This is a genomic window from Pelosinus sp. IPA-1 (genome assembly GCF_030269905.1).
Classification (GTDB): domain Bacteria; phylum Bacillota; class Negativicutes; order DSM-13327; family DSM-13327; genus Pelosinus.
Map to the genome: position 1 here is coordinate 220,389 of NZ_BSVC01000007.1, position 14,193 is coordinate 234,581.

16 protein-coding genes are annotated in these 14,193 nt (G+C 38.1%); all 16 read left to right on the forward strand.

The genetic code is table 11. From position 1 onward, the window contains the following. The first annotated feature begins 34 nt into the window (after nt 1-34). On the forward strand, nt 35-973 hold the full coding sequence (gene prmA / locus QSJ81_RS18070) for a 50S ribosomal protein L11 methyltransferase (protein ID WP_285718744.1): 939 nt from the start codon (nt 35-37) through the stop codon (nt 971-973). Between the two features lies 1 nt (nt 974). Further along, the gene (locus QSJ81_RS18075; protein ID WP_285718745.1) at nt 975-1,709 is read left to right on the forward strand and encodes a 16S rRNA (uracil(1498)-N(3))-methyltransferase; all 735 of its coding nucleotides are present in this window, start codon (nt 975-977) and stop codon (nt 1,707-1,709) included. A 2-nt stretch (nt 1,710-1,711) separates the two neighbouring features. Beyond that, complete coding sequence (gene mtaB / locus QSJ81_RS18080; protein WP_285718746.1) at nt 1,712-3,019, forward strand: tRNA (N(6)-L-threonylcarbamoyladenosine(37)-C(2))-methylthiotransferase MtaB; 1,308 nt, start codon at nt 1,712-1,714, stop codon at nt 3,017-3,019. A gap of 151 nt (nt 3,020-3,170) precedes the next feature. After that, nucleotides 3,171-3,518: a histidine triad nucleotide-binding protein gene (locus tag QSJ81_RS18085; RefSeq protein WP_038671564.1), complete on the forward strand. Its 348-nt coding sequence runs from the start codon at nt 3,171-3,173 to the stop codon at nt 3,516-3,518. A gap of 94 nt (nt 3,519-3,612) precedes the next feature. After that, on the forward strand, nt 3,613-3,786 hold the full coding sequence (gene rpsU / locus QSJ81_RS18090) for a 30S ribosomal protein S21 (protein WP_007936555.1): 174 nt from the start codon (nt 3,613-3,615) through the stop codon (nt 3,784-3,786). A gap of 31 nt (nt 3,787-3,817) precedes the next feature. Further along, the gene (locus QSJ81_RS18095; protein ID WP_285718747.1) at nt 3,818-4,270 is read left to right on the forward strand and encodes a GatB/YqeY domain-containing protein; all 453 of its coding nucleotides are present in this window, start codon (nt 3,818-3,820) and stop codon (nt 4,268-4,270) included. A 633-nt stretch (nt 4,271-4,903) separates the two neighbouring features. After that, complete coding sequence (locus tag QSJ81_RS18100) at nt 4,904-6,184, forward strand: NfeD family protein (RefSeq protein ID WP_285718881.1); 1,281 nt, start codon at nt 4,904-4,906, stop codon at nt 6,182-6,184. 27 nt (nt 6,185-6,211) lie between these two features. Further along, nucleotides 6,212-7,219 carry a flotillin-like protein FloA gene (gene floA / locus QSJ81_RS18105; RefSeq protein ID WP_285718882.1) on the forward strand — a complete coding sequence of 336 codons (1,008 nt, stop codon included), beginning with the start codon at nt 6,212-6,214 and terminating at the stop codon, nt 7,217-7,219. A gap of 8 nt (nt 7,220-7,227) precedes the next feature. Next, complete coding sequence (locus QSJ81_RS18110; RefSeq protein ID WP_285718748.1) at nt 7,228-7,575, forward strand: hypothetical protein; 348 nt, start codon at nt 7,228-7,230, stop codon at nt 7,573-7,575. 211 nt (nt 7,576-7,786) lie between these two features. Continuing rightward, entirely contained in the window at nt 7,787-9,310 is a 1,524-nt protein-coding gene (locus QSJ81_RS18115; RefSeq protein WP_285718749.1) for an ATP-binding protein, read from the forward strand. Nucleotides 9,311-9,509: 199 nt separating this feature from the next. After that, nucleotides 9,510-9,788, forward strand: a complete 279-nt coding sequence (gene yqfC / locus QSJ81_RS18120) for a sporulation protein YqfC (RefSeq protein ID WP_285718750.1) — start codon at nt 9,510-9,512, stop codon at nt 9,786-9,788. Continuing rightward, entirely contained in the window at nt 9,778-11,004 is a 1,227-nt protein-coding gene (gene yqfD / locus QSJ81_RS18125; protein ID WP_285718751.1) for a sporulation protein YqfD, read from the forward strand. The genes yqfC and yqfD overlap by 11 nt, the downstream gene beginning before the upstream one ends. A gap of 51 nt (nt 11,005-11,055) precedes the next feature. Then, on the forward strand, nt 11,056-11,235 hold the full coding sequence (locus QSJ81_RS18130; RefSeq protein WP_285718752.1) for a hypothetical protein: 180 nt from the start codon (nt 11,056-11,058) through the stop codon (nt 11,233-11,235). An 18-nt stretch (nt 11,236-11,253) separates the two neighbouring features. Next, nucleotides 11,254-13,437 carry an HD family phosphohydrolase gene (locus QSJ81_RS18135; protein ID WP_285718753.1) on the forward strand — a complete coding sequence of 728 codons (2,184 nt, stop codon included), beginning with the start codon at nt 11,254-11,256 and terminating at the stop codon, nt 13,435-13,437. Next, complete coding sequence (gene ybeY, locus QSJ81_RS18140) at nt 13,388-13,822, forward strand: rRNA maturation RNase YbeY (RefSeq protein ID WP_285718883.1); 435 nt, start codon at nt 13,388-13,390, stop codon at nt 13,820-13,822. The genes QSJ81_RS18135 and ybeY overlap by 50 nt, the downstream gene beginning before the upstream one ends. 17 nt (nt 13,823-13,839) lie before the next feature. Beyond that, nucleotides 13,840-14,181: a diacylglycerol kinase family protein gene (locus QSJ81_RS18145; RefSeq protein WP_285718754.1), complete on the forward strand. Its 342-nt coding sequence runs from the start codon at nt 13,840-13,842 to the stop codon at nt 14,179-14,181. Nucleotides 14,182-14,193 lie beyond the last annotated feature (12 nt).

The following is a 14,193-nucleotide window of genomic DNA, read 5'->3' on the forward strand; positions in this document are numbered from 1 at the left end:
TTTCCTTGATAGAAGAGGAAAAGGGGCGATTGGTATGAAATGGGCTGAAATAAGTATTCAGACTACACACGAGGCTGCCGAAACGGTGGCCAATATTTTTCATGAATTAGGTTCAAGTGGTGTGGTCATTGAAGATCCTGAGCTTGTGAATTCATACCTAACATCAGGTGTATGGGATTATTCTGATATTGAGCAAGAAAGTAATACAGAAATTGTAACCGTTAAAGCGTATTTGCCTGTTGATGACCAATTAGATGAAAAGTTGCGTAATTTTGAAGAGGAATTTCAGCAGATTTCCTCTCGTGGTATGGACAAAGGAATAGGGGATATGCGGTGCCGTGAAGTACAGGAAGAAGACTGGGCGTCCTCATGGAAAGAGTTCTTTCATCCTATCAAAGTGGGTCAATATATTGTAATAAAACCATCTTGGGAAGAGTATAAAGCCGCCTCTGATGATCTAGTAATCGAATTAGACCCAGGTATGGCCTTTGGTACAGGTACCCATCAGACGACTGCAATGTGCTGTCGTGCCCTAGAAGAAGTCGTTAAACCTGGGTGTCTTGTTTTTGATGTGGGGACAGGTTCAGGTATTTTATCCATAGCCGCGGCTAAGTTAGGTGCTGCTAGTGTGCAAGCCGTGGATTTAGACAGTGTTGCAGTTAGGGTAGCTGCTGAAAATGTTGCAATTAATCAAGTCGAACATGTTGTAAAAGTAGCCCAAGGAGATTTGTTGACAGGCGTCACAGGTAAAGCTGATATTGTAATTGCCAATATTATTGCAGATGTAGTTATTAAATTAATTGTTGATATTCCAGCACGTTTAAAAGAAAATGGTATTTTTATTGCCAGCGGTATTATTAGTGAGCGATTAAGTGATGTTGCTGCTGTCATGTTAGAACATAATTTACTTGTTGATAAAGTGATCGAAGAAGGTGGCTGGGTGGCGGTCATAGCCCGTAAGGGAGGCTGTTAGGGTGCGTCGCTTTTTTATTGCTACGCCATTAGCGGCAGAAATGTTCATACATGGTCAGGATGCTCATCATATTTGTCGAGTGCTTCGGCTACAAGTTGGTGACAAGATCATAGTGGTGGCTCCTGATGGATTGGCTGGTACTGCCGTGATAGAAGAACTTGCTTCTGAACAAGTAAAACTACTGCTCCAAGACGGAATCGTAGAACAAAAGGAAGCACCTGTAAATGTTTACTTAGCTCAGGGATTGCCAAAGAGTGACAAGATGGATTACATCGTACAAAAGGCCGTAGAGCTTGGAGTAAAAGCGGTATATCCAATACAAATGGAGCACTCGGTTGTCCAGTATGATCCAGCTAAGAAACTTTCTCGCCGAGATAGGTGGCAAAAGCTTTCCGTAGAAGCAGCAAAGCAATGTGGTCGTACCATTGTGCCTACTGTAGAACCTATCCAGGGGTTAGCAGATCTTTTTGCCAACCTTCCTTCCGATGTGGCTATCATTATGTTATATGAAGGACGAACATCCCAAGGCTTAAAGCAAGCATTGATGGAGAAGCCCGCTGCTTCCTACCTTTTGTTGGTTGGACCCGAAGGTGGTTTTAGTGCTAAAGAGGTTGCCCAATGTCAAGAGCAAGGTGCTTCGATTGTTACGTTAGGGCCACGTATTTTGCGCACTGAAACGGCATCATTAGCGGGAGTGGCAATGATTATGTATGAGTATGGTGATTTGGGGGGTTAATTGTGCCACGAGTTGCATTTACTACCTTAGGATGTAAAGTAAATCAATTTGAAACAGAAGTAATGGAAGGACTTTTTAAACAACGAGGTTATGAAATTCTTCCTTTTGATCAAGTTGCTGATGTTTACGTGATTAATACTTGCTCCGTTACCCATTTGGGTGAGAAAAAATCTAGACAAATTATTCGCAGAGCGATACGCCTTAATGACAAGGCTGTAGTGGCTGTGGCTGGTTGTTATGCTCAAGTATCTCCAGAAGAGATTGAAGCCATTGAAGGTGTGAGAGTAATTGTCGGTACGCAAGATCGGCATCGCATTGTAGATCTGGTGGAGGAAGCTGTGAATTCCATTTCTCCAGTTAATGTAGTGACGAATATTATGAATGCAGAGCATTTTGAAGATATCCCATTATTTGATACACCAGGTCGTACAAGGGCTTTTTTGAAAATTCAAGAAGGTTGTACTAATTTTTGTACATATTGTATTATTCCCTATGCTCGTGGACCGTTAAGGTCCCGTCCATTAGAGAGTATTATTACCGAGAGTGAAAAATTAATTGGGGCAGGTTTTAAGGAAATTGTCTTAACAGGTATTCATCTAGGCGCCTATGGCCGTGGTATGGAGGATAATATTACATTAGTGGATGCAGTAAAGGCAGTGCTTAGTAGAGACGGCCTTACTCGTCTTCGCCTAGGTTCTTTAGAGTCTATTGAAATATCCGATGAGCTGATTACCATTATGCAGTATGATGATAGATTATGCGATCACTTGCATTTGCCTTTGCAAGCTGGTGATGATACAATTCTTAAGTCTATGAACCGGCATTATAACTTGGCTGAATATCGACAACTTATTAATAATATTAAGATGTCAATTCCGAGTATCGGGATATCAACAGATATTATTGTTGGCTTTCCTGGAGAAACAAGAGAAATGTTTGAGAATGCTTTACAGTTTGTAGAGAAAATGAATTTTTCGCGAATGCATATTTTCCCCTATTCTCGTCGCAGTGGTACGCCAGCAGCTCAATTTAGTGAGCAGGTAAGTGAAGACGAAAAAAAATATCGAGTAAACAAAATGCAGGAACTGGCAGACCGAAAAGCTGTAGAGTTTCAGGAGCAATTTTTAAATAAACAATTAGATGTTTTATTCGAGATAGAAAACCAAAAAGATTCTGCAATAATTGATGGACTAACTGGTAATTATATTAGGGTATATGTGAATGGAAATAAAAATATGCAAGGCAAAATCTACAAAGTTTTATTGCTAAAAACGTATCAGGATGGCCTGTGGGGCGAAATAGTACAGTAACTTTTTGAAATTTATTTATTTTATAGCAGGATATCTATAAAAAAGGCAGAATCATTTTATAGGATCAGATACATATAAACAAAGTATATTATCCTATTAGTGTTTCAGACGTGCTACTTCGTAGTGAACAGAAGAAGGGAGGTGTTGTAGTATGCCACAGGAATGTATTTTTTGCAAAATTGCGGCCAATGAGATACCTGTAACGGCAATATACGAGGATGAACATATGATTGTTTTTCCTGATATTAATCCCGTTGCTCCTGTCCATGTGTTAGTAATTCCAAAAAAGCATATTGCTAATCTTCTAGAACTGGCGTCTGAAGATGTTTCACTAATGGGTCATATCTTATCAACCATACCAAAGATTGCGTCTAAATTAGGAATCGATGAAGATGGATTCCGTTTGGTCGTAAATACGAAGGAGAATGGTGGGCAAACGGTTCATCATTTGCACTGGCACTTGTTAGGTGGTAGGGCAATGACTTGGCCACCAGGTTGATATTGACAATGCTTACCTTTATCGTGTATAATTTCTAGGTGTATGTAGAAGAAATACACTTCCCATATCGGTCCAGTGGAGGGAGGGATATCAGATGTCAGAAGTTAAAGTTGGAAAAAATGAAACAATTGATAGTGCACTCCGCAGATTTAAACGTACTTGTCAAAAAGCCGGCACTCTTGCTGAAATAAGGAAGCGCGAACATTATGAAAAACCTAGCGTAAAGCGCAAGAAAAAATCCGAAGCAGCGCGTAAACGTAAGTTTTAGTTAGGATTTTCCAAGTTTCGGAGGTTTTTATATGTCTTTGAAAGAAAGATTGACAGAAGATATGAAGCAGGCCATGAAGAACAAAGAGGCAGGTAAGTTGCGCCTTTCTGTTATACGTATGGTACGTGCTAACATAAAGAATGTCGAGATTGACAGTAAACAAGAGCTTTCTGATGATGGGGTTTTAGATGTTGTTGCCAAGGAAGTAAAAATGCGTCGAGATTCAATTGAAGAGTTCAAAAAAGGTAATCGCCCAGATTTGGTTGAAAACCTTGAACAAGAGGTTGCTATCTTGATGAATTACTTACCGGAACAACTAAGTGAAGCTGAAGTTCGCACTTTAGTGGAGCAGGCTGTAGTGGAAGCCAAAGCTGTTAGCCCTAAAGATATGGGTAAAGTGATGGCTGTACTTATGCCGAAAGTTAAGGGACGTGCTGATGGAAAGTTAGTCAATACCATTGTACGTGAGTTGCTAAATCAATGAGTTAATCCGGTACTTATTTTAAATAAGTACCGGATTTTAATTTTATCCGATGACTAAACCGCTCTAAGACCCATCTTCATCTCGTTAACAGCCTATAATATCCTGCCCTCTGGTTAGGATAACAGTCTATAAAACTCGAAGTAAGTTCGCTCTAAGGATTTTTGAATCCAAGGCTCACTTATATAAGTGGGAGTTAAGAGCGGCTAAGTCCCTGGATAAGTGCGACTAAGATCTATAAAATTAAAAAAAATAAGACAAGCTTAAGCTTGTCTTATTTTGATGTAGTTAAGTGAAGCATAATTAGTAATTTTATCGAGTGCGAAAATATCTATGTTTTAAAAAAAGTTAATGCAAATAGTAGAATGATTGTTGTTTCCTATTTGTTATAGTTATTACTAAAAAGAAGCTATATGTTTTGCAAAGTTTAACTAGAAAAATTATAATAAGTCCTAGTAAAATAGTTTAAATATATAGTATGAATGTTACAACATATAATACAAATGTAGAGTATAATTAAAGTATAATTTATGTCACTTAATACTTACAATTAGACATTAACATACAAGCTTCGACAAGTCAAGAGGTTTGTCGAAAAAATAAGTAATAAATTTGGAGGTGATTTGCGTGAAACGTATGCTAATAAAAATTGTGTTAAGTATGTTTCTTGGAATTTTATTTTATGGCCACTATCCACTAGTGGCTGGGGCGCAGCCAGTCGTTTTTATACAGATAAAAGGAGAGATTGATAATAGTCAAGTTGCTCTAGTACACCGTGCAATGGCTGAAGCTGAAAGTCTCGACGCCAAGGCGATCATGATTGAAATTGATACTTTTGGTGGTTTAGTTGATTCTGCTGTTAAGATTCGTGATATGATAAGCCAGACACCAATTGAGACTATTTGTTATATAAAAAATAGGGCTTGGTCAGCGGGGGCACTGATTGCTATTTCTCATAAACATATTGCGATCGCGCCCGGAGGGAGCATTGGTGCTGCAGAGCCAATACCGACAACCGAAAAAACGGTTGCTGCTCTAAAAGCCGAGTTTGCCGCTACCGCCAATAAAAGTGGGCGTAATGTTAAGGTAGCAGAAGCTATGGTTGATAAAACTGTTGGTTTTCCCGGTTATGCGGAACCAGGACAAATTTTAGCTCTGACAGATTACCAGGCGAAAGAAGTTGGTTATGCTGATTTTATAGCTGCTGATAGGGAGGAGGTTTTATCATACTATGGGTTAGCAGAGAATGAAAGAAGGGAATATCAGATTGGCTGGTCAGAAAGATTTGCAGGTTGGTTATCCGACCCTACAGTAAAGTCACTCTTGTTATCTGTAATATTTTTGGCTGTATTTACAGAAATTAAAACAGCAGGATTGGGGGTAGCGGCCTTTACTGGTCTAGTTGCCGCATTGTTGTTCTTTGGCAGCCAATGGTTGACGGGCCTTGCTGGATGGCTTGAACTTATTTTGTTCATCAGTGGAGCCTTACTTATTTTAATAGAATTATTTGTGCCTGGTTTTGGTTTTTGGGGTATTAGCGGTGCAAGCTGTATTTTAGTTAGTCTTTTTCTTACTCTAGGAGGGAATGGATCGGCTTTAGCCACATTATCAATGAGTTTAATTGTAGCGATCATTATATTTCTTGTAGTACTTAAATATTTACCAACAAGTAAATTATGGACTAAGCTGACACTTGCGGATGCAGAGACAAAGGAGCATGGTTTTAGCAGCAGTGCAGATTATACTAGCTATATCGGGAAAGAGGGTGTAGTTATAACTTTACTAAGGCCTGCTGGTATGGTTGATATCGAAGGTGTCCACCTAGATGTTATTTCGGAAGGTCAGTATATTGAACCAGGAGTTCGGGTAAAGGTGGTGAGTTGTAACGGCAGCAGAATTCTTGTAAGACGTGTCTAAATAAAGGAGGAAATGAATATGTTAAACATGATTAGTATGATTGGTCCCTTGTTTTTAGTACTATTGGTTGTTATTGGTATTAGTATATTTTTGCATTTTGTCCCCCTTGGATTATGGATTTCAGCCATTGCTGCAGGGGTGAGAGTTGGTATTATCACATTGGTTGGTATGAGGCTAAGGCGTGTTCCTCCAGCAAATATCGTTTTGCCGTTAATTAAGGCAAACAAAGCGGGGCTCGACGTAAATGTTAATCAATTAGAAGCCCATTATTTAGCTGGTGGTAATGTAGACCGTGTGGTTGATGCTTTAATTGCTGCCCATCGGGCTGAAATTCCCTTACCTTTTGCACGAGCTGCCGCTATTGATTTGGCAGGAAGAAATGTATTGGAAGCCGTGCAAATGAGTGTTAATCCTAAAGTCATTGAGACACCAATCGTTGCGGCTGTAGCAAAAAATGGCATTGAGCTAAAGGTTAAGGCAAGAGTGACGGTGCGAGCCAATATTGATCGTTTGGTAGGCGGTGCTGGAGAAGCAACTGTCTTAGCTAGAGTAGGTGAGGGAATCATTACGACAGTTGGCTCATCCCATGATCATAAAGACGTATTAGCTAATCCTGATCATATTTCACGCACTGTATTAGCAAAAGGCCTCGATGCAGGTACGGCGTTTGAAATATTATCCATTGATATTGCTGATGTGGACGTGGGACGTAATATTGGTGCTGAATTATTGACCGACCAAGCAGAGGCGGAAAAGCGAATTGCACAAGCGAAAGCGGAAGAACGTAGGGCTATGGCTGTTGCCAATGAACAAGAAATGAAAGCATATACTCAGGAAATGCAGGCCAAGGTGGTAGAAGCCCAAGCTCAAATTCCTCACGCACTTTCTGTAGCATTAACAGAAGGCCGTATTGGGGTTATGGATTATTATAATATGAACAATATTATGGCAGATACTCAAATGCGGGAAACAATTAGTAAGTCTGGACCTGCAATACCTCCTTCTTCAAATAAGATTGAAGAACCAAGGAAATAGGTGATACTATGGATAATTTATTACCTTTAGCATTAATTGCGGCTATGTACTTAATTCCTCCTTTATGGCGGCATTACATAAAGCCAAAAAAAGTAAGCAAGGTATCTGTAGAACAAGTGTTACCTCCTATGGAGAATGAGTATGAAGAAAGTTTACTGATGGATACACCCCATGCACATAGTTCTCAAATATCCTCTAATGTAACTGATAAAAATGAGCTTGTAAATAATATAGAGAAAGAATTATCCCCTTGGGAGGGAAAGCTAAGTGAGAGTGTCATCCAAAATGGTGTGATTTTTGCCGAGATATTACAACCTCCACGGGCGTATAGACCATTTAAAGGGAAATTTAAATAAGTCTGAACAATAAAGATAAAAATTATTGATTTGAAATAGAAAGAAAATAACAGGGTAAATAAACCCTGTTATTTTTTTTTGTTTTTTAGCACAACATAAGTAATAATAAATAAATTATCTATGCATGGAATGAAAGATAATTAAAAAAGTACTACTAATTCAAGAAGTAGAGGAGATTGCCAACTTAATAAAATAAAGGGAGGCGTAATCTATGGAAACAGAGTATAAAGGAAGATTAACCTATGCAAAGGGTACGTCAATAGAATTCGTTGTTGCGCCAAATCAGGACGTTGATTTTGGTGATATTTTAGTAGTAGAAGGTACAAATAAGGATAAATTTTATATTCGAGCCTATGACTTTAAAGTCAAGTCTCGCTGGTCAGGTTTAAATGGCGTTGGTTATTTAATGAGCAAATTGGATGAAAATGGACAAGTTGAGAATCAAGAAGAACTAGATTTCTATATGGGAGGCAATCATACAGTTAAAATAGGCCTAGCTGAGCAGCTATGTTATGTGAATGATAAAGGACAATTATTAAATCCCAAAACATGCCCAGACTTTTTTTGTCAGATACGTACATTGAATGCAGAAGATACAAGTCTCTTATCTGAAATAAAAGGCGACTTGGAAATAGGATACTTAAAGAGTGGTCGAGGGGTATTAAATATGCCCGTAGGTATTTATGGATCAAAAGCCATTACAGAGCATATTGGAATATTTGGTACCACTGGATCAGGGAAAAGTAATGTTGTTAAAGTATTAGCCAGTTCCGTGATTGATAGTGGTAATTATGGTCTGTTGATTTTTGATGTGCATAATGAGTATTACAAAGATTTATCTTCCCACCCGGCTTCGAAGGACCGTTTATGCGTTTACCATACAGATGTAAAAGAGTATGGTAAAACAATTACAGTTAATTTTTCAGAAGTTGGTCCAGAAGATATTACTGCTTGTGCAACTTTTACTGAACCACAACTTGATGCAATCTATAAACTTTCATCGGTCTGGCAAGATGACTGGATGCGTTATGTGCTTAAGTACGATGCGAAGGATATTATTGATGAGGTCGCTGGTTGTACGGGACAAAAATTTCATCCTAGAACCATTGGAAAAATTAAAAGTATTTGCTGGAATTTAGAGCAGGAGCTTCATGTAAATGAGCAAGAAGCTACTGTGGTAGCTGACATCATCTCCCAATTAGAGCAAGGGAAGGTCGTTCTTGTTGAATTAAAAAATGTCTCAGCCGTAGGCGAACAAGCCTTATCTACCTTGCTATCTAAAAAGTTATTAACAAATTACGCTAGCAAGACAGACTTAGAGCGTAGTTTGATAAAACCAGTACTAATTGTTTTAGAAGAAGCTCATAGATTCTTAGGTAAGAAAGAGAATAGTAGTAATAATGTATTTTCGCGTTTAGTAAGCGAAGCACGAAAGTTTAATTTAGGAATGTGTGTAGTGGATCAGCAACCTCGGTTGTTGGCTGATAAGGTGTTGTCTCAACTAAATACCTTATTTATCCTTGGCTTAGCATCTAAGGCGGATCGAAGCAAATTAGAAGCTATGTGTCGGAAAGATATTTTGCAACAGCGCAATGAAATAAAGAACTTAGATTGTGGTGAAATGATAGTTGCAACAAATTACATGCGGTTTGCAGCTCCTGTAAAGGTTCACAAATTTGAAGATTTCTTACAACAGAGAGAGATGGATTATGTATCACCTATTTCAGTTGTCTAAAAGACGTGGAATTTTTTCCACGTCTTTTTTGCGGAATCAAGAAAGTATAACACTTTCTTGATTCCAAGTAAGAAGGACTAAGGCTTCTGCCTGCGTCCAAGGACTTGGTGGAAGCCAAGTCTTTTCTTATTTGCTTTTTGGGTATTTTCGTACTAAAGGTCAATGTTTGGCATATATTTTATATGGAGGAGGGGGTACTGTGCAATATAATAAAAATAGGCATTTACAACGATTAGCTGGCATTTTAGAGATTCCCCAAGATATTGTGCTGGATTTACCCCGTATAACAATGTTGGGTAATAAACAGCTACTTGTAGAAAATCATAAAGGGATTATTGAGTACACTCCCTCGTTAGTACGTATAAATTTGGAACAGGGTGAGCTTATTATTCATGGTAAAAGTTTAGTATTAAGTAATTTACAAATCGAACAAATTTTAGTTGAGGGCACGGTGGGGGAAGTCAAGTATGATACGTAATATGTTCCAATATATAAGTGGTACTGTTAAGATTAAAGTTAGCGGGGCTATGCCAGAGAAATTTATTAATTTATGTGTGATACAAAATATTCCATTATGGGGATTGACTAAAAATAGTAAGGGTCTTTTTGTTTGTATGAGCTTAGAACATTTTTTTTCAATTCGACCATTAGTACGTCAAAGCAAAAATCAGATAAAAGTGGTTGGTTATTCAGGCTTGCCTTTTTTGACAAGAAAGGTAAAAAGAAGGAAAATGATGGTTATTGGTGCTGCAGTATGTTTGCTTGTTTTAAATACTCTAGTCTCATATATTTGGTTTATTGACATTACAGGTGCTAAATCTATCCCTGTTCAGCGAATTAGAGAAATCGTATACGAAAGTGGATTAAAGCCAGGCGTGCTTAAAGATACCATTCCAATAAAGCAGATTGAAAATCAAATAGCAGTGACAATACCGGAAGTTGCTTGGGTAGGAATTAGTTTTACAGGTATACATGCAGTAGTAGAAGTGGTGGAAAAAACAATGCAAAAAACCCAAGACAAGGCGCCTGCCAATATAGTTGCACAAAAAGATGGTGTTATTACGGAAATTATTCCATTAACGGGTCAAAGTATTGTTAAAAAGGGAGATACCGTTAAAAAAGGGGATTTATTAATAAAAGGAATTAGTTACGAAGGCCCAGTGGATATGCCGGAAACTGCCAAAGTCCCCCCTCAATTGATTAGGGCAAATGGAATTATAAAAGCCCGTGTATGGTACGAAAGTTATGGAGAATCGGAGTTGGTTACAACAATTTATGAACGAACAGGACAACAAGAGATTGGTGTAGCCTTACGAATAGGGCAACAGGAATTCTTATTAAAAAAAGTTGAAGAAAAACCAGAAAGATTAGTTGAAGTTGAGGTTTTCAATAAAAAGCTATCTTGGTGGAGGAATCATGATCTTGCTGTCGAATCTATTATAAGTACATATCATGAATTGAAGTCCAAGAAAGTTGAGATTGGTATAGAAGAAGCAAAAGAGCAAGGAAAAATTAAAGCTTTGACAGCATTACAATCTTTGATTCCCGAAACAGCGCATGTGCTATCAAGGAATATTGAAGTATTGCAAATGCCTGAGAAAAATCTGGTACGTGTTAAAGTAAGTGTCGAAACCGTAGAAGACATTGGAGAAATTGTCAATATAACCACAAAGTATGATAGTAATATACAGTGAATGAGTACATTGTTGTTGATTCATTGCTAAGATGTTGGAAGGGCTCACGTTTTGCAGTATATAGCAAAACGTATCTTACTAGCCCTTTCTTCTTTTATTAATGAATTGCCGCTTAACGTAGTAGATATACCGCCAAGAATAGGACGCTGGGGAATGGGGAAAACTGATATTGTTATTTATTACCACAAAAATGAGTTAACATTCTGGTTGCATGTGAATGCATGCTTCTAAATGATGGAGTTGAAATAAGTGATATCTTTAAATAATAAGTTACGAGAGATTTTTGCCCAGCCGACAAGTGTATATGCAAGGCCAATTGCACGAAGGATTGTATTAGGCCTAGCATTTTTTCTCTTATTTATGATTATCTTATCATCTGATTTTATTTCAGAAAAAGTCTCTTTTGAAGTAGGACAAGTTAGTGACCGTGATGTCATTGCGCCAAGAACTGTTGCCTATGTAGACCTAATTAAAACGAAAAAATTTGAAGATGAAGTGTTAGCTAGCGTAGCTAACGTATATGATTTGGATATTGCTGTTATTACTAAAGCTGAAGAAAGTATTAGTATGATTTTTAGTGAAGCGCGAATGGCCACTTCTAACAAAACATTAGAATCAACAGAACAAAAAATAGAAAAATTGCAGAAAGTTTTACCAGTTCCCCTACCTAATAGTGTCATTCAGGGATTAATCGCTCTTGATGAAAAAGCGATGGCAAATGCGGAAGAACAGTCGAAAGCGATTCTACGTAAATTCTTTCAGCGTGGAATTCGGGATGACGATTTGGATATAGCAAGGAAACATATTGTTATCGAAACGGAAGAAATGGGATTAGGGAAGACTACTGAAACTGTAGTTGCTGGCATTGGGCAAGCGTTACTACGACCAACTCTTATATTAAACGTGCGTGAAACAGATAAACGCAAGCAGTCTGCTATGGCTAGCATTGAGCCTGTTCGTGAAACGGTAAAAAAGGGACAGGTTATGGTCAGACGTGGAGATTTTGTTACTGCAGAACAAATTCACGCTATGGAAGAATTAGGATTGTCTAAAGGGCATGTAAATGAAATGCGTATTTTTGGACTGGCTATTTTTGTTTTAACGACTATGCTAATTATTCTAGGATATATGTATAAGTTTGCTTATCCAATTTATGAAAACGATTTGTATTTAGTGTTACTAGGGTTGATTATGTTAGTAACATTGCTATTAGGTAAAGCTGCACATTACTATTCTGACTTTTCAGCACCTATTGCTGCAGGAGCTCTTCTTGTTGCTATTTTGATAGATACTCGTCTCGGACTAGTCATTAGCATAGCCTTGTCCTTGCTTTTTGGCATTATTGTGGAACATGATTTAAGAGCGGTGTCTACAGTGTTAATTGGTAGTTTAATTGGTGTTTATAGTGTTTCGAAAATGGCTCATGGATATAGCTTGACAAGAACGGGAATTTGGATTGCTGGTATAAATTTTTTAGTGATTGCTTCTACTGGTTTTATCGAGCAACTAAATAATTCTCAAATTTTAATGCAAGGTGTACAGGGTGTTCTGAGTGGGATTGGAGCCTCTGTTATTACGACTGGGCTACTTCCTTATTTAGAAAATGCTTTTAATATTACTACGCCTCTTAAATTATTAGATTTAGCTCAGCCAAACCATCCTCTATTACAAAGGTTGCTTTTAGATGCTCCTGGAACGTATCATCATAGCGTTCTGGTAGGAAATTTAGCTGAGACAGCCGCAGGATCGATAGATGCGGATCCTGTTACCGTCAGAGTTGGAGCTTATTACCATGATATTGGAAAGATAAAAAGACCTTACTTCTTTGTGGAAAATCAAGTGGTAAATGAAAATCCTCATGACAAAATAGCACCTTCCTTAAGTACCTTAATTGTCACTTCGCATATTAAAGACGGGGTTGATTTATGTCGCGATTACAAATTACCTCAGGTAATTGTTGATATTGTTCAACAGCATCATGGTACGATGTTAGTCTCTTATTTTTATAAAAGGGCTACTGAAAATGAACATAGTGAATGTATTATTGAGGCTGATTTTCGCTATGAGGGGCCTCGTCCCCAAAGTAAAGAGGCGGCTCTTATTATGTTAGCTGATGCTTGCGAGGCGGCCGTGCGATCCATTGGTAAACCAAATGTAAATCGGATTGAGGCCACAGTTCGTAAGATTATTCGTGAGCGTTTGCATGACGGGCAACTAGATGAATGCAATGTAACATTAAAGGATTTAAACGTAATAGGTGACGTATTTATTAGAGTTCTTTCCAGTATGTTTCATACTCGAATTGAATACCCAGAAACATTAAAGGAATTGGAAAGGAGAAAAACAAAAAATGGAAGTAGCAATAAGCAATGTTCAGGAAAAGATGATAGTAACACCTCAAATGGAGCAGATAGTGATTGCAGTACTAAATAAAGCTGCTGAGGCCTATGGCATCGAGCCCCATACTGAAGTTAGTCTTGTGTTAGCTGATGACGAATATATACGAGTTTTAAATCGCCAGTATAGAGATAAGGATTGTTCTACAGATGTATTGTCTTTTGCCCTAAATGAGGGTGAGGAGCCTCTGATGATAGATGGACCAGAAGAGGTCTTGTTAGGGGATATTATAATTTCTTTAGAGACGGCTACTCGCCAGGCTGAAGAATATGGTCATAGCCTAGAACGTGAGCTAGCTTATTTAACAGTACACGGCATTCTACATTTGCTAGGATATGATCATATGTCGGAAGAGGATAAAAAAGAGATGCGTCAAGAAGAGGAATATGTTTTATCTTTCTTAGGTATTACTCGTGTGTAGTGATGAGAAAGGGAAATATGTTATGCGCCTTTAGAAATGCTTTTAGAGGTATATTATATTGCGCTCGACATGAGCGCAATATGAAAATTCATCTTGGAGCAATGATCTTAGTAGCCTTGTTAGCTTGGTGGTCGAAACTAACAAAACATGAAGCGCTTATACTAGTAATAACGGTATCAAGTGTATTGGTCGCTGAAATGGTGAATACAGCGGTGGAAACGATAGTAGACATGATATCCCCAGAATTTCACCCAATGGCAAAAATTGCTAAAGATGTAGCTGCTGGTGCTGTTCTGATTACGGCAATCGTTTCATTACTAGTTGGTTATATGCTCTTCTTTTATAGAATATGGAATTAGGAGGAGGGGGCT